Below are 24,949 nucleotides of genomic sequence, written 5' to 3'. Positions count from 1 at the left end.
CTCCTCCTATGTTTGTCAATAATTATACTTGTATGATTTATGAGTGAAAAAGAATGAGAGCACGTTACTCCTAAATAGCTATAGGCATATTGTTTGCGAGATATTGCCTCATTCTTTACACTTTCTTGAGTTTGAACAGAATGTAAGGAATACTGCATAGCGGTATATCCAGGATAGCCAGCAGGAGGAAAAACGAAGGAAGGTTTTCACTTACGAAGTGAACAGTCACAACTATTTTATGGTAAAAAGATTATTAAAACAAGTGGTCGGTATTGATGTAGCTCAAAAAGAGCTTGTCGTATCCTTAGGAAAGATGGACGAAGATGCCCTAAGCCTCATTTATGCGTTTAAGACTTTCTCCAATAACCAAAAGGGATTCACTGCTTTAGTACAATGGGTAGCAAAACAAACAGTAGAAGCCTTTCCGTTACGGTATGTTATGGAAGCTACAGGAGTCTATCATGAATCACTAGCTTATTTCTTAGTAGCCAAAGCCTATCGTGTAAGCATTGTTATGCCTAACAAGATCACCAACTTCTTCAAAACTCTGGAAACTAAAACAATAACGGATAAATCTATGGCAGAAGCCATTGCCTTATTTGGATTAGAAAAAAAGCTTGATGATTGGGTTCAGCCAAAGAAAGTATTCAGAAACCTAAGGCAACTAACCCGTGAGCGGGATCAGTTAACGGTTGAAAGGACTATGCTAAAGAATCAGCTGCATGCAGAGCAAACAGAGGCTGATCCAAGCGAGACCGCCATTGAGCGGATGAAATTCCGCACCAAGGTAATCAATACCCAGCTCAAAGAAATAATGGCAGAAACAAAAGCCATAATTGATGATGATGTAGAAATAAAGCGCACGGTAGAACTGATCACATCTATACCCGGAATAGGCCCGCTAACCGCTGCTGTAGTGATAGCTGAAACCAATGGCTTTGAATTAATAAGTAGTAAAAAACAGCTAACCAGTTATGCCGGCCTGGATGTTAAAGAGAAGGAATCGGGCACATCGGTCAAAGGTAAGTCCAAAATATCTAAAAGAGGAAACCGATATCTGAGAAAGGCGATGTATATGCCAGCTATGGCTGCCATAAGGCATTCAGAGAGGTATAAGGCTGTCTTTGTGAGAATAGTTTCCAGAAACGGCATTAAAATGAAGGCATGTGTAGCCGTGCAGCGAAAATTGCTGGAGATGGCTTATACCATTTATAAAACCAAAACCCCTTATCAAGCGGATTATTTGCAAATTAGGACAACAGAATGAACCGGCATTAAATAATTAGAGCAGCCGCTTTAAAAAAGGGCCGCCCTAAACAGGCTGACATAAAGCCGCCTAAGACTCAAAGATAAAATAAATCCCCTCAATTAATTGCATATCAACACAGAATCTCGCAATGACATGTATGAGAAGTTTTTAAGCGTAAGTAACGTTTAAAGTAATTGGCACATTTAGTGCTTTTGAAATAATGCAATTGGCTTTAGCGCCTTCTGCAACTTGTTTGAAGGTAGCCTCGTCAACACCGTCAATAACTGATCCTTTAAGTTCCAGGTGAATACCGGTAACGCTCAGGCCAACCATGTCCAGATCCAATATAGCATCGGTGGTCAAATCGTTAGGCGTAAAACCTGCCTGAGTTAAAGCAGCGCCAACGGCCATGGTAAAACAACCTGCATGCGCAGCAGCAAGCAATTCTTCGGGGTTAGTGCCAATGCCATCGGCAAAGCGGGTTTTAAATGAATATTGTGTTTTGTTCAATACGGTGCTCTGGGTAGTGATTTCTCCCTGACCTGCTTGTAAAGTGCCGTTCCAATGGGCGTTTGCTGTACGTTTCATAGTTGTTGTTTAAGTGATGTATTATTTAGTTCATTGTTCATAGATCATTGTTCATAGTAGTTTTTTGGTTCATGCATCTGATCATGTTTTTTCAACCATGATCTATGAACCATCTGCTATGAACTATTGCCATTTGGCACGTTCATATTGCACAGGCCATTTTACTTCATGCCCAAGTTCATGCGCGGCACGTAAGGGGAAATGCGGATCGCGCAGCATTTCGCGGGCCAGGAATATCAGGTCGGCCTCACCTTCCTGTATAATCTCATCGGCTTGGTAGGGTGTAGTTATTAAACCCACTGCTCCTGTAAGTATACCACTTTCCTTTTTAATTTTCTCGGCAAATTCAACTTGATAACCTGGTTTTAACGGTATCTTAGAATGGGCCACATTTCCACCGCTTGAGCAGTCAATCAGGTCGATGCTTTTGTCCTTGAGTACCTTCGCCAGCGCCACAGAATCATTAGCGGTCCAGCCGCCTTCAGTCCACTCTGTTGATGAGATACGTACAAACAAAGGATTTTCTTTTGGCCAAACCTCTTTAACGGCTTCCACTACCTCCAACAGCAAACGGATGCGGTTTTCAAATGATCCGCCATATTCATCTGTACGTTTGTTACTGATGGGTGACAGAAACTGATGTATCAGGTATCCGTGTGCAGCGTGTATTTCTATCAGTTTAAAACCGGCGGCTATAGCCCTTTTAGTAGCGGCTTTAAAATCGGCTTTTACTTTTTCAATATCGGCTTTATCCAGTTCGAGCGGAGCTTCTTCACTTTCGATAAAGGGTATGGCACTTGGCGCTACCGACTTCCACCCATTGGGTTGGTTCGATGGTATTTGTTTGTTGCCGTTCCATGGTTTTTCATGGCTGGCTTTGCGCCCGGCATGGGCCAGTTGCACACCCGCTACAGCACCATGCTCGTGGATGAAATCGATAATGGTTTTTAATTTTTCGATGTGTTCATCACGATAAATACCCAGATCGGCAAAGGTGATACGGCCTTCGGCTGATACCGCGCAGGCTTCGGTGATGATGAGCCCGGCACCGCCAACAGCCCTGCTGCCCAAGTGAATAAGGTGCCAGTCGTTAGCAAAACCATCTTCACTGGAATACTCGCACATAGGCGATACCGCGATACGGTTTTTTAATTCGATATTTTTTATTTTTAAAGGCGAGAATAGATGAGCCATAGGTGATTTTTCTTGTAAATATGATAACTAACAGTGGTAAGTGCCTCACTGTTTTGTAAAATACATGATGGGGAAGCGAAAAGCGGAAAGCCCAATGAAAAGATAGGGAAAAATGGGGGATTTTTTGCAGAGATAGTCTAACCGCTAAAGAATAAGTTACTAATGATATCAATGAGTAATAAATCCATCCAATGTGTCATTAAACGCCACAATCTCCAAAACAATACCTAAATTTCGTATGTTAAGGCTCATTTACGGACGAACATTAAAGCAACCCTAATTTGACTACATACACAACCCTCATTATACTCAGCGGACTGGTCATATTCTCGTACCTGTTTGATCTGCTTGCCGGTAAAACCAAAATTCCTTCGGTTATTTTATTATTGCTGTTAGGGATCGGTTTAAAGCAAGTGGTAGAGTATTTTAATATTCCGATGCTCAATTTCTCGCTCATTTTGCCTACGCTGGGCACACTGGGTTTGATACTGATTGTGTTTGAGGGGGCTTTGGAACTGCGGTACAACAGCGATAAAAATGCCATCATCAAAAAAGCATTCTTTTCGGCATTGGGTATATTGCTGCTGAGTGCTGTGGTCATCACCGGTATTATATACTATTTAACCAGCGAGAGCATTTATAAGTGCTTTGTAAATGCCATCCCTTATTGCGTGGTGAGTTCCTCTATTGCCATACCATCCGCGGCTAATCTAATCAAAAGCAAAAAGGAATTTATTATTTATGAATCCTCCTTCTCGGATATACTCACCGTGGTACTGTTTAATTTTATAGTGAGAAACCCTAAGATTGATATAGGATCATTTGCTAAATTGGGCGGGGAGCTTACGGGTATTATCCTGGTGGCTATTTTATCGTGCCTGGCATTGTTATACATTATCGGGCGATTAAAACATCATATCAAATCGTTCCTGATCATATCATTGCTCATCCTGGTTTATTCTATTGGTCAGTCTTATCATTTATCGGCGCTCATCATTGTATTGGCTTTAGGATTGTTCCTGAACAATGCCAACCAGATCAACTTTTCCTGGTTCCGGAAAACGTTTATCTATCCGGCCTTTAAACATGATATTAAGCAGCTGCATCAACTTTCGGCCGAGAGCGCTTTTTTGATGCGTACTTTCTTTTTTATTGTTTTTGGCTATACCATGAATATTCGCGAGTTGAACCATATGCCGGTTTTATTAAGTGCCGGGGCTATTTTGCTTTCCATTTACGTCGTGCGATTCCTGTACATTAAGCTGGTATCCAAAACCGATCTGATGCCCGAACTTTTTATTGTACCCCGCGGACTGATCAATGTACTACTATATTATAACCTGCCGGCCAATTTGCGCATCCCTCAAGTTAGCGCCAGTTTATTGTTTGTGGTAGTTTTGGGCACCAGTATTATACTGAGCCTTGGTTTGCTGATAACCAAACGACATGCCACAAGCCAAAGCCAGGAATTTGGTGATGTTTAACCTCACCTTACTCTTTTGAAAAGTTATAAATCATGGTTTACATATAAACCGCGATTTTGACGAGTTTATCAATTTAAATAATTGATAGTCAATTATTTAAATTGATGTAAACCATGAAAAGTGTAAACCATGTAAACCCACTTTTTGCTGCAAAATGAGCAGCGCAATGGCGGGGCATACTATTTGTAATCCTGAGGAACGAAGGATCTATTCGTGAACTTGCAAGCCGCAGAATAGATATTTCACTCCGTTCAGCATGACAAATGGTTTTTCTAACCCTCTACGCCACAATTTGAATTGCATCCATTCTGAACAATTATTAAGAATTTCATGATATTTGATCAAACATTATACCTATGACTATTACTACACGCCTCGCTACTTTTGAGGATATACCTTTTTTACAACAATTGATAGGGGCATCTGTACGCGGTTTGAGCACTGCTTACAATACCCCAAACCAGATAGAAAGCGCCATCAAATATATTTTCGGTATTGATACTCAACTGATCATCGACGGAACCTATTATGTGGCCCAGGTTGGTGATGCTATAGTAGGCTGTGGTGGCTGGAGCAAGCGTAATACGCTGTACGGCGGCGATCAGCATAAAGAGGTGGAAGATCCGCTACTTGATCCGGCAACAGATGCCGCGCGCATCCGGGCCTTCTTTGTACACCCGGATTGGGCCCGGAAAGGTATTGGCAAACATATTATGCAGGTATGCGAAAACGCGGCTAAAGAGAACGGCTTTACCAGTTTTCAGTTGGGGGCTACTTTGCCGGGCGTACCGCTTTATGAGGTGATGGGCTATCGCCCGCTGGAGCATATAGAACAGCCTTTGCCGGATGGTGAAGTACTGCCTATAGTAAAAATGTATAAGGCTTCTTAACAGGCAAACAGCGCAAGTTTCGGGTTTTATAGGGCTTGATATCGGGGTAAATTTGTTTATCAATAATTAATAAACAAGACGATGAACACACAAGAAAAAATCAATTACGACCGTATCGCTGAGGCGATCAACTATATAAAGCTGAACTTTAAACATCAACCCAATCTGGATGATGTGGCCGAAAAGGTACATTTAAGTCCTTTCCACTTTCAGCGTTTATTTACCGACTGGGCAGGCATCAGCCCCAAGAAATTTTTACAATACCTGAGTTTGGATTATGCCAAAAATCTGCTAAAAGATAAACAGGCTACTTTGTTTGATACTGCTTTTGAAACCGGCTTATCAGGTACCGGTCGCCTGCATGATCTGTTTATCAATATTGAAGGCATGACCCCGGCTGAATATAAAAACGGCGGCAAGGAGCTGAACATTAACTACAGCTTTGCCGAAAGCCCATTTGGTAACATTATTGTAGCATCAACACCCAAAGGTATTTGCTACATGGCCTTTGCCGACGACCGTGAAAATGCTTTTGGTAGGCTTCTGGAACAGTTTCCTAATGCTACCTATACCCAGGTAGTGGATGTTGCCCAGCAGGATGCGCTGCATATATTTAAAAAGGACTGGTCGGAGTTATCCAAGATCAAGCTGCACTTGAAGGGTACCAGCTTTCAGCTTAAAGTATGGGAAACACTGTTGAAAATTCCTATGGGTGATCTGAGTACTTATTCCGACATCTCGAGGCAGATACATCAACCCAATGCCAGCAGGGCGGTAGGCAGCGCGATAGGGGCCAACCCGGTTGCTTTCCTGATCCCTTGTCACCGGGTTATCAAATCAACAGGCGAATCTGGTGGTTATCATTGGGGTCCAACCCGTAAATCGGCTATCATTGGCTGGGAAGCCGCTTTAGTTAACACAGAGGTTTAATAGTACAAGTATGATTATTAAAGAAAGAATTGACAGTCTGAATTGGGCCGATATCACCTCATCGATGAATAAAAAAGGCTATGCACTGGTGAAAAATGTATTAGTGACGGATGAATGCGATAATCTTACGGCTCAATATACCGATGAGCAGTTATACCGCAAAACCATAGTGATGGAGCATCATCAGTATGGGCTGGGGGAGTATAAATATTTCAAATACCCACTGCCCACGCTTATCCAACAGTTACGGGAAAGTGTTTATCCCAAACTGGCGCCCATTGCCAATGGCTGGATGCAGTTTTTGGGAAAAGAACAACGCTTCCCTAATACTTTGGAAGAATTGCTGCAGCATTGCCATGAGCATGAACAGCTGAGGCCAACTCCTTTGATATTACAATATACCCGGGGTGGCTACAATGCCATGCACCAGGATCTTTATGGTGAAGTATTTTTCCCGATGCAACTGGTTTTTATATTGGATGAACCCGGCCAGGATTATGAGGGTGGTGAGTTTATTCTGATGGAGCAAAAGCCAAGAGCACAATCGCGCGCCATGGTGTTGAAACCCGCAAAGGGTGATATGCTGTTATTTACAACCAGTTATCGCCCGGCAAAAGGCAGCACGGGCTATCACCGCGTAAATATGAAACATGGTGTGGGCGAAATCACTTCGGGTAAACGCCGAAGCATGGGCGTTATTTTCCATGACGCCAAATGATCAGACATCTTGAATTGGGCGACATCGCCTTCACCCGCAGCAAAAAGCTAAAACAACTGCTCGATAGTAAACAGATAGAACTCGGCGGGAATGCCAGGCTTAAAATTTATGGTACAATAAGCTGTAATTCAGGCAAACGGATGAAACCAAAGAACCGTGTTTTCTTTGCTTCGGAAGCAGAGGCCGAAAGTTTGGGATATCGCCCATGCGGGCATTGTATGACCGCGGAATACAGAAAATGGAAACAGGGGAATCCCCAATATAATTAAACCCGGATTTATTGCGTTTATAAGATTGGCTAAGTACATTTAGCCAATCTTATCATCATGCTCAAGAAAACCATTTTTATTCTATTTATACTTATAGCTGGCAGAACGGTATGCGCACAAACCGCCGACGAGGTGTATGACAAGTATGTCGATTTTAACGAAGCGTTTCTGAATGCCAACATGGAGAAAGCCATGACTCTTGGCGAACAAATACTTCCGGATACTGCTAAACTGAAACCGGGCATACGTACCAGCTTTTATAATTTTATGGCCCAGGTTTACGAAGGTGATCAACAAAGTGGAAATGCTATTCTATATTACAACAAGGTAGTGGCTGCACGCCCCAATTTCTATGTAGCTCACCGGGCTTTAGGGTATTTGTATATCAAGGATATCTCTGGTAAGCCCGCGAATGAAGTAGTTGTGAATGCAGCCTATATCAGTAAAATAAAAAAGGCCCTGCCTCACCTGGAAAAAGCCCAGGCCTGTGATCCGGATGATCAAACACTCAATCTGATCAAGCTGCTTTATCGCAATATAAAAGATCAGCATGGGATAGATACCTTACCTACCCGCCTTATCCAACTAAACAAGAATTGCGAAGATATTTTAAGCCCCCCGACTCCTTGAAGATGTGCGGATTTCAAATGTGCAGATGGTTTCGATAATCAATTTATGCGGATCATTTGCATATCTGCACATTTGAAATCTGCACATCCGCAAGCTATTTCTGCCTGAAACTATCGCCTATGAATTCCAGCGCATCAGTGATACCGGTACGCCAGTAAGTCCAGTTGTGGCCGCCATCGCGTATCCTGAATTCATGAGGAACTTTCTTTTCCATCAGGGCGATATGGAGCAGGGAGTTGCCTTTGCTCAATGGGTCATCATCACCGCAGTCAATCCAATAACGCACCGTATTTAATTCTTCGGTAGTTTTGCTTTGTACCAGACCAAGTATGGAGTAGTTTTGCCAGGTGGCGTTTAAGCGTTCACGTCCTTTTAAGTCAGGCCCAAATACTTTACTATATACCTCAGCCCAGCGCGCATCCGGAATAGCCATAAGATCTTCATCACTTCGAACGGCCGCGCTCATAGCAGCAGCTGCCGAAAACATTTCAGGATGTTTGATGCTATACACCAGCGTACCAAAGCCACCCATGGATAACCCGGCTACACCCCTGTATTTTTTTTCGGCTTTGATATGGTATTCTCGTTCAATATCCGGGATAAATTCCGTAAAAAAGAAATCCTCGTAGTTTTGTTTCCCGTCGTAAGAGTTGATGTAATAAGTGGTCTGGGCATCCGGCATCACAATGATCATGGGTGGTATTTTACCCTCGGCAATAGCTTTATCAGCATAGTGGTTTATCTCGCCAAACTGCAGCCAGCCGGTTTGATCGTCGCCATAGCCATGCAACAGATACACCACCGGGTATGTCCGGTTTGATGTTTCATAATCAGGGGGCAGATAAATAGCGTATTTTACGTTATGCTTTAAAATGTCACTTTTGATGTTTTGCTCGTCTATCACTTTACCTATATGCTGGGCAAATGTAGTGCCAGTGCTTAAAAGTAGTAAAAGCAACGAGAGCTTAAAGTATATTTTCATAGATTTTTAGTAGATAAGGAGTATCAAGTAGCTAGTATCAAGTATCAAGGCATTTTCTCATTGGATATATTCGTTCTCAGCCGCACATCTGTAATTTGCACATCCGCACATCAAAAAGTTATTTCTGTCTGAAACTGTCGCCGATGAATTGCAGTGCATCAGTAATGCCGGTGCGCCAGTAGGTCCAGGTATGGGCACCATCCCGCACCCTAAATTCATGCGGTACTTTTTTCTCCATCAGCGCAATATGCAGCAGGCAGTTGCCTTTGGTTAAAAAATCATCATCGCCACAATCAATCCAATAGCGTACGGTGTTTAGCTGTTCTGTAGTTTTATCCTGCACCATGCTCAAAACAGAATTGGCTTGCCAGGCCTTATTCAGCCGGTCTTTACCTTTGAGCCCGTGACCGTATAGCTGTGCAAATACCCTATCCCAGTTTTCGTCTGGCATGCCCACCATCTGGTCATCTGGAAATACCGCTGCGCTCAACGCCGCTCCTGCCGCAAACAATTGAGGGTATTTGATAGTATAAATCAATGTTCCATAACCACCCATTGACAAACCTGCTACACCACGGTATTTTTTATCGGCCTTAATGCGGTAAATCTTTTCAATCTGAGGCATAAACTCCTTAATAAAAAAGTCCTCATATTTCTCTTTACCATCATAGGAGTTAATATACCAGCTCGAATCGGCATTGGGCATCACAATAACCATGGGCGGAATGGTGCCTTCGGCGATAGCTTTATCGGCATAGCGGTTTATTTCGCCAAATTGTAACCAGCCGGTATTATCATCAGTATAACCATGCAGTAGATAAACAATGGGGTAGCTGCGGTTAGCCGTTTCATAATCGGCAGGCAGGTAAATAGTATATTTTACGTTACGCTTTAAAATACTGCTTTTAACGGTTTGCTCTTCAATTACTTTGCCCTGTGGTTGCGCAAATGAGGCATTAGCCCATATGATGCAGCAAAACAGCAGGCATTTCTGAATGGTATTCATAGATAGGCGGTTTAGTTTTGGTCGACGGAAATTTAGGTAATTTTCGGCGTTAGCCAAATACTATCTAAAAATTAAGCGCTTTACCCTGTACTGGATATATGAGGTTTAGCTGTAATTGATTGGCAGCTTTGAGCTGAGCCTTAATCCGGGTAATACTACTTACAGGAGGCTTAAGATGCGTAACCACAATGTTTAATCCTTTTAACTCAGCCGGACTTACCAGTCTGGCTAGCTTATCCATTTCGGTCATGAACCAATGTGGTGTTAAATGACCAAATAGTGTTTTATCAGGCTGTTCATTAGGGAAGGATACCTCAATAAGAATAGCTTTTAACTTTTTGGTTTTTATCAGTGGGGCAATGGCCTGCCACAGGTTTTGCAGGTTTGTGCTTTTCTCAATGGCGTCGGGTCCGGTATCACCCAGGTATAGAACGTAATCCTCATTACTTTGTACCAGAAAAGCAGTGCTGGTAAGATTAGAGTGGCTTAGCGGAAACGCCTGCACTTTAAGAGAGGTGTTTTCGACATCGGTTTCAGTACCGGGATCAAGTACTTTATAACGGTATTTTTTTAATGCGGGTGTTTCACCCTGATCGGCAAAGTTGGCCCAGCTTGCCCAGGTAAAGTAATGAGTTTTGACGGTTTCAATAGTACTCTGAAAGCCATAAATGTTTTTGCTGCTGTCTTCAGGCGAATTGATGATGAGCCCGGCTATATGGTCAAGGTGTGCGTGTGATATAAAATATCCTTTAATATATTGCCGTAATACTCTTTCGCCAGAAACCCGGAAAGCTTTGTTAGCTATGGCTTTCTGAATACCATCATGCAAGGTGCCCGCATCCAAACAAATATATTGATCAGTGCCAGCGGCAGCCAGCATATAAGCTGACAAGTTGCTTTCATCAATACCGCCAAGCACACCTAAAGGCACCATCCGAAAAGCAGTTTTGTTTTTAGGTTGTGCCAGTGTAATAAAAGGCAGTAAAATATAGGTAATGATCAATAAAGTTTGCTTAATGCGCATATTCAGTAAGTTTTCAATTGCAAACCTTGCAACTAAGAGGCACTAAATTAATTATCCTACGGCATTAAGCAGAGGATAATTAAAAAAGATAGCGCACTTTAAGACAGCGTGTACAAAAAAACTTTTTTAAGGGGACCCAAAAAAGAAATGTTTTGATGAATAAGCTTCTTTTACGACGTATATCAAGTACTTCATTACACTTTTGACACCTGTACACAGGGCGCTGAGGAGAATTAATAGTTTGCATTAGTTGGGGCGATTAATACAATGCAAACCTAAAGTAAAAGCCCGGAATTGCCTTCTAAAGAAATGTTAAACTTTTGTTAAGTTGCTGTTAATCTACATTTGCTTTAATAGGAGTAGATTTTTTTTGTTCATTATCGCCGCCCAACAGATAGCCCCACGGTTTTAAGCTTTCGATACGGTCAAATATGATCTTGAAAATAGCAATAACCGGTATGGATAAAAACATGCCCGACAAACCCCATATCATTTCGCCTACAATAATCCCTACAAATGATATCAGCGCGTTAAGTCTTACTTTTGAGCCAACAATGGTTGGCAACAGGAAGTTGGCATCTACCGCATGGATGCCGATCACGCTGCCCATCACTAATAAAGTATCCCTGATGTTCCCGGTTGCAAAAGTAATAATGGCGCTAAGTAGCAAGGCCGTAAAAATACCGATGTAGGGTATGATGTTGAACAAGCCTACGATAATGCCCAACAATGCGGCATATTTGATACCAATAAGCAGGAAAACGCTGATAGCCACAGCGGCCACAATCACCATTTCTAGAAGCAGGCCCAGGATGTATTGCCTTAGTATAGATTGAATATTCTCCACTATATCCATTACAATATGCTGGTTTTCATCCCGGAAAACCCAGATAATGAAACGTAGCAACAATCTTCTGTAGAGTAATATAAAAAAGGTAAATATCAGAATGAATACATAAAAGAGCATGAGCGATGAAATGGCCCCGAAGGTGGTGCCCAAAACGTCGCCTCCCGAAGCCATAAGCTTATCTGCGGTACTGTGTACATAGTTCATTTGTTTTTCGGCATTAATATGAAATGCCGTTTGTACCCACTGCTGGAGGTCTTGCAATGATTGTGTTACCTGGTTTTTAAGCATAGGCCAGTCGTTGGCCACTTTTGATATCTGTGAGCCTACCAGGTATAGTACACCGTAAACAAAACCAATAAGCAGTAATATAGATATTAAGGATGATGCGCCGCGTGGCAGCCGGCATTTCTTCTCCAAAAAGTTAGCTATCGGTAGCAGTAATATTGCGAAAATGAACCCGAATATCATGGGGTCAAGCAAGTCTTTACCTATAATGATCAGGTAGCCAAGTGCCAAAAAACCAATTAATGTTAATGCAAGTCGTTCGTAAAATGGTGCAATCAGTTTTTTGGTTGACATATGGATAATTTTCAGTTGGTAACGTATAGCACGCCCGGATGTTTGAAGTTAAGCAATAATTACAAATAATAATTTACCATTTTTATTTTTTGTGAATGCAGAATTTATCGATGGTTGATTTTGTACTGTCCGTAATAGCTGCTCAGAAAGATAGTTTTGGCAAATATTTTGCATGAGTTAAATGATCTACTTAAAAACTAAAACTATGGCAAAGTATTCAGAAAAAGCAAGCGAAAAGGTTGAAAAAACCATGCATGAAATGAAAGAAGGCATGCTTAAAAGCGGCAGCGGCAAGAAAGTGACCAGCAAAAAGCAAGCTATAGCTATTGGCTTATCAGAGGCACGTAAAGAAGGAGCCAAGGTACCCAAAAAGAAGAGCTAGATTTTTTAATTAAAAGCGCTATTGCCTTAAACAACAGCGTTTTTTTACCCTTGACCCGTAAATGAGTCCATAATGTCCATGAGTACAATGGCTTCTTCAATACTACAGGGGTTTGGCCCTTCGTTTTTAAAGTAAGTCACTATCTTTTCGATCATGGGTTGTTGTATGTGTTGCGGATGGATAAAAGTTATAGTTTCATCCTCAGTATCGGTTTTCCAGCTGATATAATTACCAAAGAAGGGGAACGTGATCTTACCCTTGGTCCCGATGATTTCACAGGTATCGGTGGTGAGGCTTTCGGCAACGTTGAAGCACCAGGAGCCGTTTACCACTACCTTGTTTTTAAATAAGATCTGCCCGCAAACATGGTCGTCGGCTTGGGTAGCATCCGATTGATTGAGCGAAAATCCATGATATTGCTCGGGTTCGCCAAAATAATACAGCATCAGATCGAGTTGGTGCGGGGCCAAATCATGGAAATAGCCGCCTCCGGATTGCTCCGGGTTAACCCGCCAGTTGTCTTTGGTTTTGGTAACCAGTTCTGGTTTACGGCTTTGCCACATCCTGATCTGTACGGTACGGATATCACCTATTTTTTTAGTGTCGATTAATTCTTTAACTGCCAAAAACATGGGTACAGCACGGCGATAATGGGCAACGGTTAGTTTGGCATTGCTCTGTTTTACAGCTTCGGCCATGGCACGCGCCTCGGAGGCATTGCGGGTAACCGGTTTTTCGACATAAACATTCAGCCCCTTTTTTAAAGCGCTTAGCGCATACTCCAGATGCGAAGATGGAGGAGTAGCTATATAAATGGCGTTGACGCCAGCCTCGTTCATCAGTTTTTCGGCATCGCTGTACCATTGGTCTACGAGGTGGCGCTGTGCATAGTCGGCAGCTTTGGCCGCGTCACGGCGCATCACGGCTAACAGGTCGCTATTGGCTACTTTTTTAAATGCTGGTCCGCTTTTTTTTTCGGTTACGTCGCCGCAACCGATGATACCCCAGTTAATATTGCTCATATAAGCCCCCTCTAAATCTCCCCCTGAAGGGGAGGCTTTTTAATATCTTAATTCAATTTATAACTAAATAACTCACCGATTTACTGTCTTGATAATAAACCTAAGACAGTTCCCACTTTGAGGGGTTAGGGGGCTAATATTTTTTCAATCTGGCTAAGTTCATCAGCTGAGAATACGATATTATCCAACGCCTTAAGCGAGTCGGCCAGTTGTTCGGCACGGCTTGCACCAATCAGTACCGAGGTTACGCGGCTGTCTTTCAACAGCCAGGCCAGTGCCATTTGTGCCAGTGTTTGGCCACGTTTCAATGCCAGGTCGTTCAGTTGTTTTATTTGGGCTATCCTTTCGGGGGTTACCTGGTCCTTTTGCAGGAAGCCAGTTGATTTAGCCGCTCTTGAATCTTCAGGGATGCCATGCAGGTATTTATTGGTTAACAAGCCCTGCGCCAATGGTGAAAAGGGGATACAGCCCACACCCTCTTTACCCAGCACATCCAGTAAACCTTCTTCCGGGTCGCGTACAAACATGGAGTATTTAGGTTGATGAATTAAACATGGTGTACCCAGATCTTTTAATATCGCGATAGCTTTCGCAGCTTCTGCAGCAGGGTAGTTAGAAATACCAGCATATAAAGCTTTACCCTGACGAACGATGAGATCAAGCGCAGTCATGGTTTCTTCCAGTGGCGTTTCCGGATCGGGACGGTGGTGGTAAAATATATCTACATACTCCAAACCCATGCGTTTCAGGCTCTGATCTAAGCTGGCTACCAGGTATTTTTTGGAACCCCAGTCGCCATAAGGGCCATCCCACATGGTATAGCCGGCTTTGCTGGAGATGATCATCTCATCGCGATAGCCGCGGAAATCTTCTTTTAATATACGACCGAAATTCTCTTCGGCAGAGCCCGGAGGCGGACCGTAATTATTGGCCAGATCAAAATGGGTTATGCCGCTGTCGAAAGCCAAATGTAAAATTTTGCGGTAGGTTTCGGTTACATCCACATGTCCGAAATTGTGCCACAAGCCCAGCGAAATAGCCGGAAGTTTGATGCCGCTATGGCCGCAGCGGCGGTATTGCATTTTTTTGTATCTGTCTGCTGATGGTAGATATGTCATATAAAATGTGGGGATTATATTGAAAAGTAAAAATAGAATTTTATGTAGATAACGGAAGTAAATTATTTGTTAAGTGAAAATTTATATGCTAAAACCTGTGCCAACAATGAGGTGGGCAATTCTGTTAAAAAGTGGGTTTACATGGTTTACACAATTTATGGTTAACATGTGATTAATTTATTGACAATCAATTATTTATATTGAAATTCAATAAATTTATGTAAACCCACATATTCGCCCTCGCCGTCGCAACGTTGGTTAGAAGCTATCCATTCGCAAAAGATCTCCCCTCGCATCTCATTCGAGATGACAATTCAAAATCTTGCTTTACACCACTTCAGCCACCACAAATGTACTGCCGCCTACAAACACAAGGTCATTATCAGTTGCATTGGCCTGAGCAGCCATTAAGGCTACTTTTACTGATGGGTAGGTATTGCCGTGTAAACCGAAAATGTTGGCTTGCTGCTGCATGCTTTCAGCTTCAAGGCCTCTTGGGATATCGGGTTTGCAGAAGTAGTAGATGGCTTTTGTTGGCAGCAGAGCTAATACTTTGGTAATGTCCTTATCATTCACCATGCCTATCACAAAGTGTAATTGCTGGTAATTAACAGCGACAATATTTTTGACTACCTCTTGTATGCCATCAGGATTATGGCCGGTATCGCAAATGGTTAGCGGCTGGATATTTAAAACTTCCCAGCGCCCATGCAGGCCGGTGAGGGTTTTTACCTGTTTCAACGCTGTAATGATGTGCTCGTCTGTTATTATAAAGCCTTGTTTACGTAACTCTTCCACGGCAGATAAAACGCCCTTGATGTTTTTAAGCTGATAAGTACCGGTGAGATCGAGCGTTATAGTGAGTGGAGAGTGGTGAGTATGGAGTATTGAGTTTTTAACTTCAATTTCTAAAAGTTTTGATTTTTGATTTTTGACTTTTGACTTTTCTTCAATGGTCCAAACCTCCGAGGCAAAAGTAATCGGGCTGCCTTCCTGTTTAGCTTTATCGATAAATATCTGCGCTGTTTCGGGTTGAGTTTCGCTGATCACCACCGGGATGCCAGGTTTGATGATGCCTGCCTTTTCGCCGGCTATTAGTTGCAGGGTATCACCCAGCATATTCATGTGGTCCCAGCCGATGTTAGTAATAACCGACAGGAGTGGGGTAATGATATTGGTGGAATCCAAGCGCCCACCCAAGCCTACTTCAATCATAGCGAGATCAACCTTTTCCTTAGCGAAAACATCAAAAGCCAGGGCTACAGTCATCTCAAAAAAGGAGGGGGCTATTTCTTCAAAATCGGCACAGTGAGCGGCCACAAAATCAATCACGGTTTGCTCGCTAATCATTTGGCCATTAACCCGGATACGTTCCCTGAAATCTTTCAAATGGGGCGATGTATACAAGCCGGTTTTATAGCCGGCAATTTGCAGAATTGCCGCCAACATGTGCGATGTGGAACCTTTACCATTGGTACCTGCTATGTGCACACTTTTAAACTCATGCTGCGGGTTGCCCAGTCGTTTGCAAAGCTCAATAGTATTGGTGAGGTCCTTTTTAAAAGCCGAGGCCCCATCGCGCGTAAACATGGGGAGCTGGGTGTATAGGTATTGGATGGTTTCCTGGTAGTTCATGGTTCATAGTTGATGGTTCATAGGAACGCCTGATGAACCGCTAATGAGCGCAAAGGTAATACGGATGTGTTTGATCGAGACTCCTGTTATTGTAAAATATTGCCATGAACCATTAACTATGATCCATCAACTCAAAATTAGTTTACCTTAAACACAAAGGTCATGGTGCCTTTTTGAGTTTCGGGAGCAGTATCAGAGGCATTGAATCTTGATTTACGCACGGCATCCTCGCAAGCTTGTAACAGGCTCGCATCAGATATGGTGGTACCGCGTGCGCCTGCGGTGGCTTGTATTACATAGCCATCTTTATCAACCAGGATATCTACCACAATTTTACCGCTATGACGATTCCCATCGTCAACGCTGGGGCGCGAAACAAAACTACGCTGGGTTAAATTTAAATTGCCCCCATTGCCAGATCCTGTTCCGTTATAGTTGTTGGTAAGGGTTGTTCCTGTTGGTTTACCCTGATTCCCCGGGGTATGGCCTGTTCCGTCACCTTCGCCGGTGCCGGTTGTAGCCTTACCTTTATACAAAGCATTCTGGTTCACGGTAGGCTTGGCCGGTGTTTTGGTTGGCTGTGGGGTAGCTACTGTATTGGTTGGTTTTTTTGTTGGGGCGGCCACTTCTGGGGCATCCTCGGTATTTTGGGTCACTACGGTTTTGTCGCTGGTTTGCGGGGTTGGTTTATCCTCGGTCGGTTTTTCGTGGGTAACTTTATCCGGCTTGGTATTATTGGCTTTTTCGGCAACCGAGGGTTCCTCGGTACTCATATAATCGCTACCCATACCTTCGTCAACGGTTCCGTAGTTTACCAGTATACCGCCAGTACCATCCTCCATTTTTGGTGGATTTTTAAACACAATAAAATAACAGGCAGCAATAAGCACAGCCAAAATAATGCCTGTTGCCGCAAATGCCTTTGGATAGTTATTTTCTTCCCTGTAGTCCATTTTTTTATTAGTGCGGGGTGCCAGTTGCGAGTGCGGGAGCTAATTTTGCAGAGCTATTAAAACAGGCTCTTTGATCTCGCACTCGCACCTCTAAGCTACCCCTTGGGTTCCGTTGCCAGAACCAGTTTGATGTTTAATTTTTGTGCTATATCCATTACCTGTACCACATCCTGTATGGCTACGGTTTTGTCTACATATAAAACTATAGTGAGTTCTGTAGCCAGGGTTTTATAACCGGATAGGGTAGTTTGCAGGGCATCTACCGGAACTTCCTTTTTGTCGACGTAATACCTCAGATCTTTAGTTACCGATACCGTAATGGTTTTTTTGGATACCGATTGCCCGCTTGATGATTTGGGTAATACCAGTTTGATCACATTGGGGTTAGTAACTGTTGAAGCAATGAGGAAAAACAAAAGCAGGAAGAACATAATGTCGTTCATGGCCGATGTATGAACCTCCGCCGATGCACCTCTATGTCTTTTTCTTAAATTCATTTGCTTGGCTCCTCTAACAGGTCAATAAATTCAATAGCATCAGTTTCCAGGCTCAAAATTACCTTGTCTACCATCATATTCAAAATATGATAACATACGTAGGCCACGATACCTACCATCAAACCGGCAGCTGATGTAACCATTTTTACATATAAACCACCAGATATAACACCCATGCTGATGTTATCTGTTTTGGATATATCATAAAATATTTTGATTACTCCGGCAATAGTTCCCAGAAACCCGAACATGGGTGCAATACCTGCTACGATACCCAGGATACCAATATTTTTTTCCAGCTTGGATACTTCCAGCTTGCCTACGTTTTCGATAGCGCCCTCAATATCCTTGATGGGGCGACCGATACGCAGTAACCCCTTTTGCAACATACGACCCAATGGCGAATTATTATTGCGGCAAAGTGCTATAGCCGATTCTAGGTTACCAGAATGGATACTTGAGCGTACCTGTAACATCAGGTTGGCCTCGTTCTTTGAAGCTTTGCGGATGGTAAAATAGCGCTCAAAAAATATCACTAAACCTAAAACAGCCAAAATACCAATGGGAACCATTACCCAGCCACCCTTGATCAATAAATCGCCAAAACGCAGCTCTTCGGGCTGTGTGGTGATGGGTTGAGTAATGTGACCGGCGGTGTCTGCCAGGTGTTTCGCGGTATCTGCTATTTGCTGTATCAATAATAATGTCATTTCTTTTCGTTAATTTCTTGGCTGTATGAGAGTTTGCTTATTTTTTTTTCTTTTATTAATTTAAGTCTTTCGGTTTCTGCTTCTGCAGATGTGGCAAAACTGCCAATGATTATTTTAATATGCTTACCAGAACCAGGGCCATGCCATGCGCGGGCATCAACACCAACGCTTTTGTAAATTTTAACAGCCAGATCACTTTTGGTTTGGGTTTTAAATGAGCCGGCAAATATCACAAATTCAGATTTGGCTGTGGTATCGGCGACAGTAGCCACTGTTTTCTTTAACGCAGTATCGGGTTTAGAAATTGTCTTTGATGCCGTATCCAAAAGCGGAGGGGCAGTTTTATTGCTATCGTCGGCACTGTCTGCAATGGCGGCGGGTTGTGTTTTGGGTTGCCCGGTAACGGGTTTTGCCGGTTGTTTCATAAAATTAAACAATGCCGGGTTGTATTTATAAAGCCCGAATACTGCTACGGCGATAACCACCAAAACGATGAGCGCGATAAGCCAAGGACTTCCCGAACGTGTTTTTTCTTCAGTTTCTTCATCCTCATATACCTCTGGCTGATCGGCTGTTGGTGCGGGTGGTGTAGTTGGAATAATTGGCTGTGGCGCAACCGTAAAAGGTAAAGGTTGAACTGGCTTTTCCGGTTCTGGCTGATTCAGCTTTTTGATAGCTATTGGCGCAAGACCATAAAAATCAGGTCCTTCGTTATGGTTATCGCCGGGTTTAAAAGCTATCTCCCCATTGTTCATATAAAACCAACCCAGGTTAGCAAAAGGAACTTCTTTCAAGGCTGCCTCTTGTTTTAGGCCTGTAATATATTTTTCGGTGAAGTATTTGGATGATGCCAGTGATATGTTTTTCTTTTGGGCAATATGCTCCACCAAAGTATCATCGTCAAACGGTTCGGAGTTGAATTGTACCTGGTAGCCGGGCGGATATAACTTGCCTTCAGCGTTGTTATAATAACCATTTACACGTACTTGTGTAAAAAAACCAAGGCCCGGCACACTTACTTTGCCATGCCGGCCTAACAGTTCGCTTAAATAATTGGCTATATCCATTCGCTAAAAATACGGTTAATTATAAAACATCAAAACGCTCGGGGCAAATTGGTTCGTGTCGCGCGGTTCGGGGTTCGTGTTATGTGGTTCGCGGCTTGTCACCCGAACCCTGCTCCCCGAACCGCGCTCCCGATCTAAAACGAATACCCAACACCGCCAAAGATATTAAATCCGTAGTTAGGATAGTATAACCAGTTTTGATAACTGGTGCTTAAAATATTATTAGCCTGTACAAATACGGTTATTTGACGGGTAGCCTTGTATTGAACACCGCCGCTTAGGTCGGCAAATGAGGCTATCGGTTTTTGAACCATAGTTGATGTACCACCGGTGGTGGTAAATGTCCTATCGTTTGTTGATCCGCGGAACAATAATGAACCGGTAATACTTACCTGGTTGTTAATATTGATGGAAGTACCGGCGGTTAGCAAAAATTTAGGCAGGTTCCATGCCTGTACTTCGGATGCCAATTGGTAATCCTTAATCTCTACACGGCCAAAAATGTTAAAATCATCACTGGCTTTAAAATCAAGCTCGCCGTTAAAGCCGTTTACACGAGCTTTGCCATCATCGTATATCACCTTGAATTTGTTTACTTCAGCATCGAAATTGCTGACCAGTAACGGCATGTTTTTAACGCTGTTGCGGAACACAGATGCCTTAAAGCTTAAGCCCGGAGCAAGGGTGCCTTTTAAACCAGCACTAATATCCAGCTGATCAACCGAATTTTTGATGTCGATATTTTGACCGATGAAAGGATTGATGTAAGCCAGGTCATGTAGGGATGTCCGGTTGATATCGCCTTTGGCTTCTACAAACAAACGCACATATTTCGGGATCACCTGTACCTCTAATTTAGCGGCAGGGAAAATGTAGAACTTGCCAAAGTCGCCAAATTCCTTCTCGATATTTACACCCGCGTCAATTTTATAATTGGTACCCTGAAATTTGATGTAAGGGTTTAATCGTAAAATATTGTTGCTGAGTTTGTACAGACTATCCTTCTGCGAGTTCAGATCAACCGATCCGCTTAAACCTGCATAAAACTGTTTTACGGTTTGGTTGATAAAGCCCGAAATTACTACATTGTTTTCCCTGGCCTGGTAAGCATTGCTAAAGGCATAACCTTTTATTTTAAGAGCGTAGGTTAAATCATTCTCTACATCTTTATAGTTTTTGGCCAATTCTGCTTCGGCTCCAATGGTGTTAAAGTGTTGTTTGCCGGGGATAAATGTACTTAGCGGGGGAGCCGTTTGGTCGAACCCGTAAAAATTGGTACCCATACGGTTATAGGTAATACGACCACTGATATTATTATCACCCAGAATGCTTTTGCCAAATACACCAACATCATCCTTGCTCTGGCTTTGTTTTTCTAACGAGCCGGATTGTGAAAAATGTTTCAGGTATCCGCCAAACTGCAATGCCTGGTCACGACCATTAGAAAAATATGCTTCGCCAAAAAGAGATTTCAGGTTTCCGGCACCTACTTTAACATAATTGTTGAGTAGAATGGAGTCTTGCTCGGGCGGTCTCTTCATAGCTTCCAACTGCCTTATCTCGGAGTTTTGCTCCTGTCTTTTATCCAACGGAGTGTAAACCAATGGTGCTTTAAACGGAACTTTATCCTCTAAATCTGGGTTACGGCGTATTTTTACCGCATCGGCCAATACCGGTTTGTAAGCGGTAGTTACTACAATTTCTTCAGAAAGACCGCCACCACTATCAGCGTTGTTGCCATTGCCGCCTTTTTTGGTGGTATCGGCCGCAGCACGAGCCGCGGCATCACCTAAGTTTTTTGATGATGTGCTGGCTTTTTTAGGAGCAGTAGTTTTTGCCGCAGGCTTTTTGGTTGCCGGTTTTGCCGGAGTCTTTTTTGCAGCAGTTTTTGTAGTACCTTTTTTGGCCGGTTTCTTTGTTTGCGCTTGTGCAGGGACAAAGTATAATGCTAGTATTAAGGTAAGCAGCGTATAGATATATTTTAATTTCATTGCTTGTCTTTTTATATTATTCTTTGCCATCCTGTTAGTTTTGACCGGTTTTGGTAGTATCAGCCGGGGCCGGTTTATTATCACTTGTATCGGTTACCGGAGTCTCTATTTTTACAGGCTTGCCCGTTAATACGCCCAGCTTTTGTTTGGCTGTCGATAGTATATCGTCATTACCCTTATAATTTTCAATAATACTTTGCAGTGTGGCTTTTGCCTGGAAATTGTCTTTCAACTTTACATAGTTATCAGCCAGTAAGATATAGGTTTTGGCTACCCAGTAATCATAATTTGGCATTTCCTTAGCCAGGTCAAAACACATTTTTTGCGATGTTTTGTACCTGCCTTTTAAGTACTCTACATTAGCAATGTTGTATTTGGCTTCGGCGGCGGCTACGGTTTTGGTGTTGGTTACCGTGTAATCAAATTCTTTTACTGCAGCAGTGGTATCGCCTTTTAGCAAGTAAGCTTCGCCAGCATACAAGCCGGTACGGAATTTATCTTCCTGGGCTGCCTTATCATTACCCCTGATCTGTTTTACGTAGTTCAGCACATCATCGGGCATGTTCATTTGCGCGTAACAAAGCATCAGGTTATTGATAGCGAAAGAGTAATCTTCTTTAAACTCGGCATTGGTTTCCAGTTTTTTCAGGAACACAATGGCTTCGTTATACTTTTTCTGCGAAATGTACAGCTTAGCCATGCTTATCAATGATTTCTCAGTATAGGCGCTTGTCCAGTCATTCAGGATGATGTTATAATCAACCACGGCTTCCTGTGATCTGTTCAGGTTAACCAAACTTTGCGCACGTATAAACCGGGCCTGTTTTTCATAGATCTGTTTAGCCGGGAACTTATCTAAATAGGCATTAACCGCACCTACGGTCCCTTGCCAGTCACCTTTTAAATAAAGGTTGTTGGCTGCAGTGATCATGATATCTTCCTGTTGCGAGGTGGTATAATTACCAATAGAGGTAGTACCCGCGTAATTGATAAACGTCTGGGCATCGCCTTTATCGGTATAAATCTTTTCAATTTGTTTGAGCGATTGTTTGGCCTCATCGGTTGAGGAATAATCGGCAACTACTTTTTTGAATGATTCTACAGCCAGGTCGTCATGACCGGCATTATAGTCTATCAAACCAATGGTAACCAGCGCCCGTGGTACATAACTGCTGTGCGGATACTTCTGGATCATGGCATTCAGATCGGTTTTGGCCCTGTCGCCATCATTTTTAAGGAAATAGGTATACGCTATTTCGAATGAGGCGTCATCCGCATAATCTGAATTCGGGAAGGTGTTCAACACATCATTCAGGGTGCTGATCTTAGTATCCAGCGAGCCTTGTAGGCCCTGTATCATACCACGCTGAAACAAGGCGTAATCTTCGCCCTGGTTGTGCATAGCTATAATGCGGTTATAATAATCAAGCGCGGTGCTGTAGCTTTTCAATACAAAATAGCTGTCACCCAGCCTGGTTATCGCATCGTTCTCAGTATTTTTATCCTTTACATCTCCCCGAAGGAATTTTTCGAAGTAGTTGGCCGCTTTTTTATATTGTTCACCATAAAAGGCAGCGTAAGCCAGTGCGTAGTTAGCATAATTGGCCAGATCGGTCTCTTTGGCTTCGGGCATGCTTAAAAACGCCTCAAAGTTTTCTACTGATTCGCCATACTTACGTACTTCATACATGGCTTCGGCCATCCAATAAGTAGTTAATGCTTGAGTTTTAGGATCGACGGGGTTTTTTAACGAACGCAGGAAAATACCGATGGCGTTTTCAAAAGCGCGCTCGTTATAAAATTCCAACCCGCGGTAATAAGTCACTTTTTGATAAGCTATCTGGGCACTTTCTGATTTGTTGGGTATCGGTTCCAGTATCTCTACAGCTTCTTTGTAATTACGGGAGTTTAATAGTTCCTCACCCAGCAATACTTTCACCTCGTCGTTACGGCGCGAACGCGGATAATTCTTTAAATATAAGCGGGTAGCCGCCAGCGCTTCGGTATTGAAATCGAGCTCGTAAGATAGTTTGGCATATTCGTACAAAGCATCTTCCTGTAGTTGCTTGTCGTAGGTAAGTTTAGAAGCCGCTAAAAACGCGTTACGGGCACTTTGCTTGTTATTCATTTTCAGGAAAACATCACCCAGCGTGTAGTTACCGCTTTGGCTGTACACATCGCCCTGCTCTATTAAACGCTCCAGTTCGGTAGCCGATTTGGCATAGTTACCCACCTTGTAATAAGTATAACCAATCTGATAACTGTCCTGCGTGTTTTGGGTTTTGCCCTGGTCGCCGCTCTGGAAACGGTCGTAATATTTAACCGCGTTATCATAGTCGGCTTTGGCAAAGTAGGAGGCGGCAATAATGCGCAGCATTTCTGTTTCGTGCTCCTGATGGGTGCTGTTCACAATAGGCACCGCATAGCTGATCACATCGTCGTAGCGTTTATCAAGAAAGTAAACTGCCGATATATAGTAGGGATAGCTCCGCTCGTATTTTTTGGAGTTTTTAAGCTTTTCAAAGTTGGCCAGTGCCAGGTGATAATCTTTGTTGAGGTAAGCTATATACGCAAAGTAATAGGTAGCATCCTCGGTAAACTCCGAACGTTTGTTTTTTACTTCAGCAAAAAGCAATTGGGCATTCTTAAAATCTTTAAGAGAGAAATAAGCATAGCCCTTGCGGAATTTGTATTCGGTATTATCGTGACCGTTAAGCTCGCCGGCCTGTACCTTATCAAACCAGCGGATGGCATCCTCATATTTACCTTGTTTAAAATACGATTTACCAATCTGGAAGTAAGCCAGCTTGGTTAGCGGGTTTTCGGGGTGCTCCTTAATAAAGCGCAGAAACATGCTTTCGGCATCGTCGTTACCCAGGTTAAGGGCGCAAAAAGCCTCGTAGTACTGGCTGTTTTCTTTAACCAGCGACAGCTCCGATTCAAACTGGGGCTGGGTGGCTGTTTTAAGTCGTGATGTTTCAACGGAGCGGAATTGCTCGGCAGCGGAGGCAAATTTACCCTTGTCCATCAGGTCCATAGCCGTATGATAAGTGCGGTATACCTGGAAGGATGGATTTTGCTGCGCGCTGGCCGTTGAAACAATAAATACGGGGATTAATAGGGAAATGTATCTTATTTTGATCATAAAGCGCATACTAACGATGTTGCTAAATTAGCGAAA

General features: G+C 43.0%; 23 protein-coding genes. 8 read left to right on the top strand and 15 right to left on the bottom strand.

Annotated elements, in window-relative coordinates; translation table 11 throughout:
• The first annotated feature begins 238 nt into the window (after positions 1-238).
• Complete coding sequence (locus BW976_RS12965; protein ID WP_076373383.1) at positions 239-1,267, top strand: IS110 family RNA-guided transposase; 1,029 nt, start codon at positions 239-241, stop codon at positions 1,265-1,267.
• Positions 1,268-1,417: 150 nt separating this feature from the next.
• Here BW976_RS12965 and BW976_RS12960 read toward each other — a convergent pair whose 3' ends face one another.
• Together BW976_RS12960 and namA are read right to left on the bottom strand one after the other, a co-directional pair.
• Entirely contained in the window at positions 1,418-1,837 is a 420-nt protein-coding gene (locus BW976_RS12960; RefSeq protein ID WP_076373703.1) for an OsmC family protein, read from the bottom strand.
• A 123-nt stretch (positions 1,838-1,960) separates the two neighbouring features.
• Positions 1,961-3,031 (bottom strand): NADPH dehydrogenase NamA, encoded by a 1,071-nt coding sequence (namA, locus tag BW976_RS12955; RefSeq protein ID WP_076373702.1) that lies wholly within the window; start codon positions 3,029-3,031, stop codon positions 1,961-1,963.
• Positions 3,032-3,312: 281 nt separating this feature from the next.
• Between namA and BW976_RS12950 the strand changes: the two genes are divergently transcribed.
• The 6 genes from BW976_RS12950 to BW976_RS12925 all read left to right on the top strand — a co-directional run bounded on the left by BW976_RS12950 (position 3,313) and on the right by BW976_RS12925 (position 7,952).
• Positions 3,313-4,515, top strand: a complete 1,203-nt coding sequence (locus tag BW976_RS12950; protein ID WP_076373701.1) for a cation:proton antiporter domain-containing protein — start codon at positions 3,313-3,315, stop codon at positions 4,513-4,515.
• A gap of 356 nt (positions 4,516-4,871) precedes the next feature.
• Positions 4,872-5,405 (top strand): GNAT family N-acetyltransferase, encoded by a 534-nt coding sequence (locus BW976_RS12945; RefSeq protein ID WP_076373700.1) that lies wholly within the window; start codon positions 4,872-4,874, stop codon positions 5,403-5,405.
• An 81-nt stretch (positions 5,406-5,486) separates the two neighbouring features.
• Positions 5,487-6,335, top strand: coding sequence for a bifunctional helix-turn-helix domain-containing protein/methylated-DNA--[protein]-cysteine S-methyltransferase (locus BW976_RS12940; RefSeq protein WP_076373699.1), 849 nt, complete (start codon positions 5,487-5,489; stop codon positions 6,333-6,335).
• A 10-nt stretch (positions 6,336-6,345) separates the two neighbouring features.
• Entirely contained in the window at positions 6,346-7,053 is a 708-nt protein-coding gene (locus BW976_RS12935) for a 2OG-Fe(II) oxygenase (protein ID WP_076373698.1), read from the top strand.
• On the top strand, positions 7,050-7,322 hold the full coding sequence (locus tag BW976_RS12930; RefSeq protein ID WP_076373697.1) for an Ada metal-binding domain-containing protein: 273 nt from the start codon (positions 7,050-7,052) through the stop codon (positions 7,320-7,322). The genes BW976_RS12935 and BW976_RS12930 overlap by 4 nt, the downstream gene beginning before the upstream one ends.
• Positions 7,323-7,379: 57 nt before the next feature.
• Positions 7,380-7,952, top strand: coding sequence for a tetratricopeptide repeat protein (locus BW976_RS12925; protein ID WP_076373696.1), 573 nt, complete (start codon positions 7,380-7,382; stop codon positions 7,950-7,952).
• 94 nt (positions 7,953-8,046) lie between these two features.
• Here the strand turns inward: BW976_RS12925 and BW976_RS12920 are convergent, their stop codons facing one another.
• The 4 genes from BW976_RS12920 to BW976_RS12905 all read right to left on the bottom strand — a co-directional run bounded on the left by BW976_RS12920 (position 8,047) and on the right by BW976_RS12905 (position 12,393).
• Complete coding sequence (locus BW976_RS12920) at positions 8,047-8,934, bottom strand: alpha/beta hydrolase (protein WP_076373695.1); 888 nt, start codon at positions 8,932-8,934, stop codon at positions 8,047-8,049.
• Between the two features lie 118 nt (positions 8,935-9,052).
• Complete coding sequence (locus tag BW976_RS12915; protein ID WP_084192180.1) at positions 9,053-9,940, bottom strand: alpha/beta hydrolase; 888 nt, start codon at positions 9,938-9,940, stop codon at positions 9,053-9,055.
• Positions 9,941-10,004: 64 nt separating this feature from the next.
• A complete protein-coding gene (locus BW976_RS12910) occupies positions 10,005-10,964 on the bottom strand; it encodes an MBL fold metallo-hydrolase (RefSeq protein WP_076373694.1) in 960 nt (319 codons plus the stop codon).
• Between the two features lie 334 nt (positions 10,965-11,298).
• Positions 11,299-12,393 carry an AI-2E family transporter gene (locus BW976_RS12905; RefSeq protein ID WP_076373693.1) on the bottom strand — a complete coding sequence of 365 codons (1,095 nt, stop codon included), beginning with the start codon at positions 12,391-12,393 and terminating at the stop codon, positions 11,299-11,301.
• Between the two features lie 205 nt (positions 12,394-12,598).
• Here BW976_RS12905 and BW976_RS29380 point away from each other — a divergent pair, with 205 nt between their 5' ends.
• Positions 12,599-12,775, top strand: coding sequence for a DUF6496 domain-containing protein (locus BW976_RS29380; protein WP_175614101.1), 177 nt, complete (start codon positions 12,599-12,601; stop codon positions 12,773-12,775).
• 44 nt (positions 12,776-12,819) lie between these two features.
• Here BW976_RS29380 and BW976_RS12895 read toward each other — a convergent pair whose 3' ends face one another.
• The 9 genes from BW976_RS12895 to BW976_RS12855 all read right to left on the bottom strand — a co-directional run bounded on the left by BW976_RS12895 (position 12,820) and on the right by BW976_RS12855 (position 24,913).
• A complete protein-coding gene (locus BW976_RS12895; RefSeq protein WP_076373691.1) occupies positions 12,820-13,797 on the bottom strand; it encodes a Gfo/Idh/MocA family protein in 978 nt (325 codons plus the stop codon).
• 125 nt (positions 13,798-13,922) lie between these two features.
• Positions 13,923-14,915, bottom strand: coding sequence for an L-glyceraldehyde 3-phosphate reductase (gene mgrA, locus BW976_RS12890; protein WP_076373690.1), 993 nt, complete (start codon positions 14,913-14,915; stop codon positions 13,923-13,925).
• Positions 14,916-15,242: 327 nt separating this feature from the next.
• Positions 15,243-16,550, bottom strand: a complete 1,308-nt coding sequence (locus BW976_RS12885) for a bifunctional folylpolyglutamate synthase/dihydrofolate synthase (RefSeq protein WP_076373689.1) — start codon at positions 16,548-16,550, stop codon at positions 15,243-15,245.
• Between the two features lie 137 nt (positions 16,551-16,687).
• A complete protein-coding gene (locus tag BW976_RS12880) occupies positions 16,688-17,503 on the bottom strand; it encodes a hypothetical protein (RefSeq protein ID WP_076373688.1) in 816 nt (271 codons plus the stop codon).
• Between the two features lie 95 nt (positions 17,504-17,598).
• On the bottom strand, positions 17,599-18,000 hold the full coding sequence (locus BW976_RS12875) for an ExbD/TolR family protein (protein ID WP_076373687.1): 402 nt from the start codon (positions 17,998-18,000) through the stop codon (positions 17,599-17,601).
• Positions 17,997-18,710 carry a MotA/TolQ/ExbB proton channel family protein gene (locus BW976_RS12870; protein WP_084192179.1) on the bottom strand — a complete coding sequence of 238 codons (714 nt, stop codon included), beginning with the start codon at positions 18,708-18,710 and terminating at the stop codon, positions 17,997-17,999. Before BW976_RS12870 ends, BW976_RS12875 begins: the two co-directional genes overlap by 4 nt.
• On the bottom strand, positions 18,707-19,777 hold the full coding sequence (locus tag BW976_RS12865; RefSeq protein ID WP_076373686.1) for an HU domain-containing protein: 1,071 nt from the start codon (positions 19,775-19,777) through the stop codon (positions 18,707-18,709). The genes BW976_RS12870 and BW976_RS12865 overlap by 4 nt, the downstream gene beginning before the upstream one ends.
• Before the next feature lie 134 nt (positions 19,778-19,911).
• Complete coding sequence (locus BW976_RS12860; RefSeq protein WP_139332289.1) at positions 19,912-21,768, bottom strand: porin family protein; 1,857 nt, start codon at positions 21,766-21,768, stop codon at positions 19,912-19,914.
• 34 nt (positions 21,769-21,802) lie between these two features.
• Positions 21,803-24,913 carry a tetratricopeptide repeat protein gene (locus tag BW976_RS12855; RefSeq protein WP_076373733.1) on the bottom strand — a complete coding sequence of 1,037 codons (3,111 nt, stop codon included), beginning with the start codon at positions 24,911-24,913 and terminating at the stop codon, positions 21,803-21,805.
• Positions 24,914-24,949 lie beyond the last annotated feature (36 nt).

The sequence above is a fragment of the Mucilaginibacter lappiensis genome (assembly GCF_900155965.1).
In the GTDB taxonomy this organism is placed as follows: Bacteria; Bacteroidota; Bacteroidia; order Sphingobacteriales; family Sphingobacteriaceae; genus Mucilaginibacter; species Mucilaginibacter lappiensis.
The sequence above is the reverse complement of the archived record's forward strand: the minus strand, read 5'-3'. Positions and strand labels throughout refer to the sequence as shown.

Bases quoted from the DNA above. Each gene is read 5' to 3' on its own strand.
- BW976_RS12965 (WP_076373383.1), top strand. From the start codon at position 239: ATGGTAAAAAGATTATTAAAACAAGTGGTCGGTATTGATGTAGCTCAA.
- BW976_RS12960 (WP_076373703.1), bottom strand. From the start codon at position 1,837: ATGAAACGTACAGCAAACGCCCATTGGAACGGCACTTTACAAGCAGGT.
- namA (WP_076373702.1), bottom strand. From the start codon at position 3,031: ATGGCTCATCTATTCTCGCCTTTAAAAATAAAAAATATCGAATTAAAA.
- BW976_RS12945 (WP_076373700.1), top strand. From the start codon at position 4,872: ATGACTATTACTACACGCCTCGCTACTTTTGAGGATATACCTTTTTTA.
- BW976_RS12940 (WP_076373699.1), top strand. From the start codon at position 5,487: ATGAACACACAAGAAAAAATCAATTACGACCGTATCGCTGAGGCGATC.
- BW976_RS12935 (WP_076373698.1), top strand. From the start codon at position 6,346: ATGATTATTAAAGAAAGAATTGACAGTCTGAATTGGGCCGATATCACC.
- BW976_RS12930 (WP_076373697.1), top strand. From the start codon at position 7,050: ATGATCAGACATCTTGAATTGGGCGACATCGCCTTCACCCGCAGCAAA.
- BW976_RS12925 (WP_076373696.1), top strand. From the start codon at position 7,380: ATGCTCAAGAAAACCATTTTTATTCTATTTATACTTATAGCTGGCAGA.
- BW976_RS12920 (WP_076373695.1), bottom strand. From the start codon at position 8,934: ATGAAAATATACTTTAAGCTCTCGTTGCTTTTACTACTTTTAAGCACT.
- BW976_RS12915 (WP_084192180.1), bottom strand. From the start codon at position 9,940: ATGAATACCATTCAGAAATGCCTGCTGTTTTGCTGCATCATATGGGCT.
- BW976_RS12910 (WP_076373694.1), bottom strand. From the start codon at position 10,964: ATGCGCATTAAGCAAACTTTATTGATCATTACCTATATTTTACTGCCT.
- BW976_RS12905 (WP_076373693.1), bottom strand. From the start codon at position 12,393: ATGTCAACCAAAAAACTGATTGCACCATTTTACGAACGACTTGCATTA.
- BW976_RS29380 (WP_175614101.1), top strand. From the start codon at position 12,599: ATGGCAAAGTATTCAGAAAAAGCAAGCGAAAAGGTTGAAAAAACCATG.
- BW976_RS12895 (WP_076373691.1), bottom strand. From the start codon at position 13,797: ATGAGCAATATTAACTGGGGTATCATCGGTTGCGGCGACGTAACCGAA.
- mgrA (WP_076373690.1), bottom strand. From the start codon at position 14,915: ATGACATATCTACCATCAGCAGACAGATACAAAAAAATGCAATACCGC.
- BW976_RS12885 (WP_076373689.1), bottom strand. From the start codon at position 16,550: ATGAACTACCAGGAAACCATCCAATACCTATACACCCAGCTCCCCATG.
- BW976_RS12880 (WP_076373688.1), bottom strand. From the start codon at position 17,503: ATGGACTACAGGGAAGAAAATAACTATCCAAAGGCATTTGCGGCAACA.
- BW976_RS12875 (WP_076373687.1), bottom strand. From the start codon at position 18,000: ATGAATTTAAGAAAAAGACATAGAGGTGCATCGGCGGAGGTTCATACA.
- BW976_RS12870 (WP_084192179.1), bottom strand. From the start codon at position 18,710: ATGACATTATTATTGATACAGCAAATAGCAGATACCGCGAAACACCTG.
- BW976_RS12865 (WP_076373686.1), bottom strand. From the start codon at position 19,777: ATGGATATAGCCAATTATTTAAGCGAACTGTTAGGCCGGCATGGCAAA.
- BW976_RS12860 (WP_139332289.1), bottom strand. From the start codon at position 21,768: ATGAAATTAAAATATATCTATACGCTGCTTACCTTAATACTAGCATTA.
- BW976_RS12855 (WP_076373733.1), bottom strand. From the start codon at position 24,913: ATGATCAAAATAAGATACATTTCCCTATTAATCCCCGTATTTATTGTT.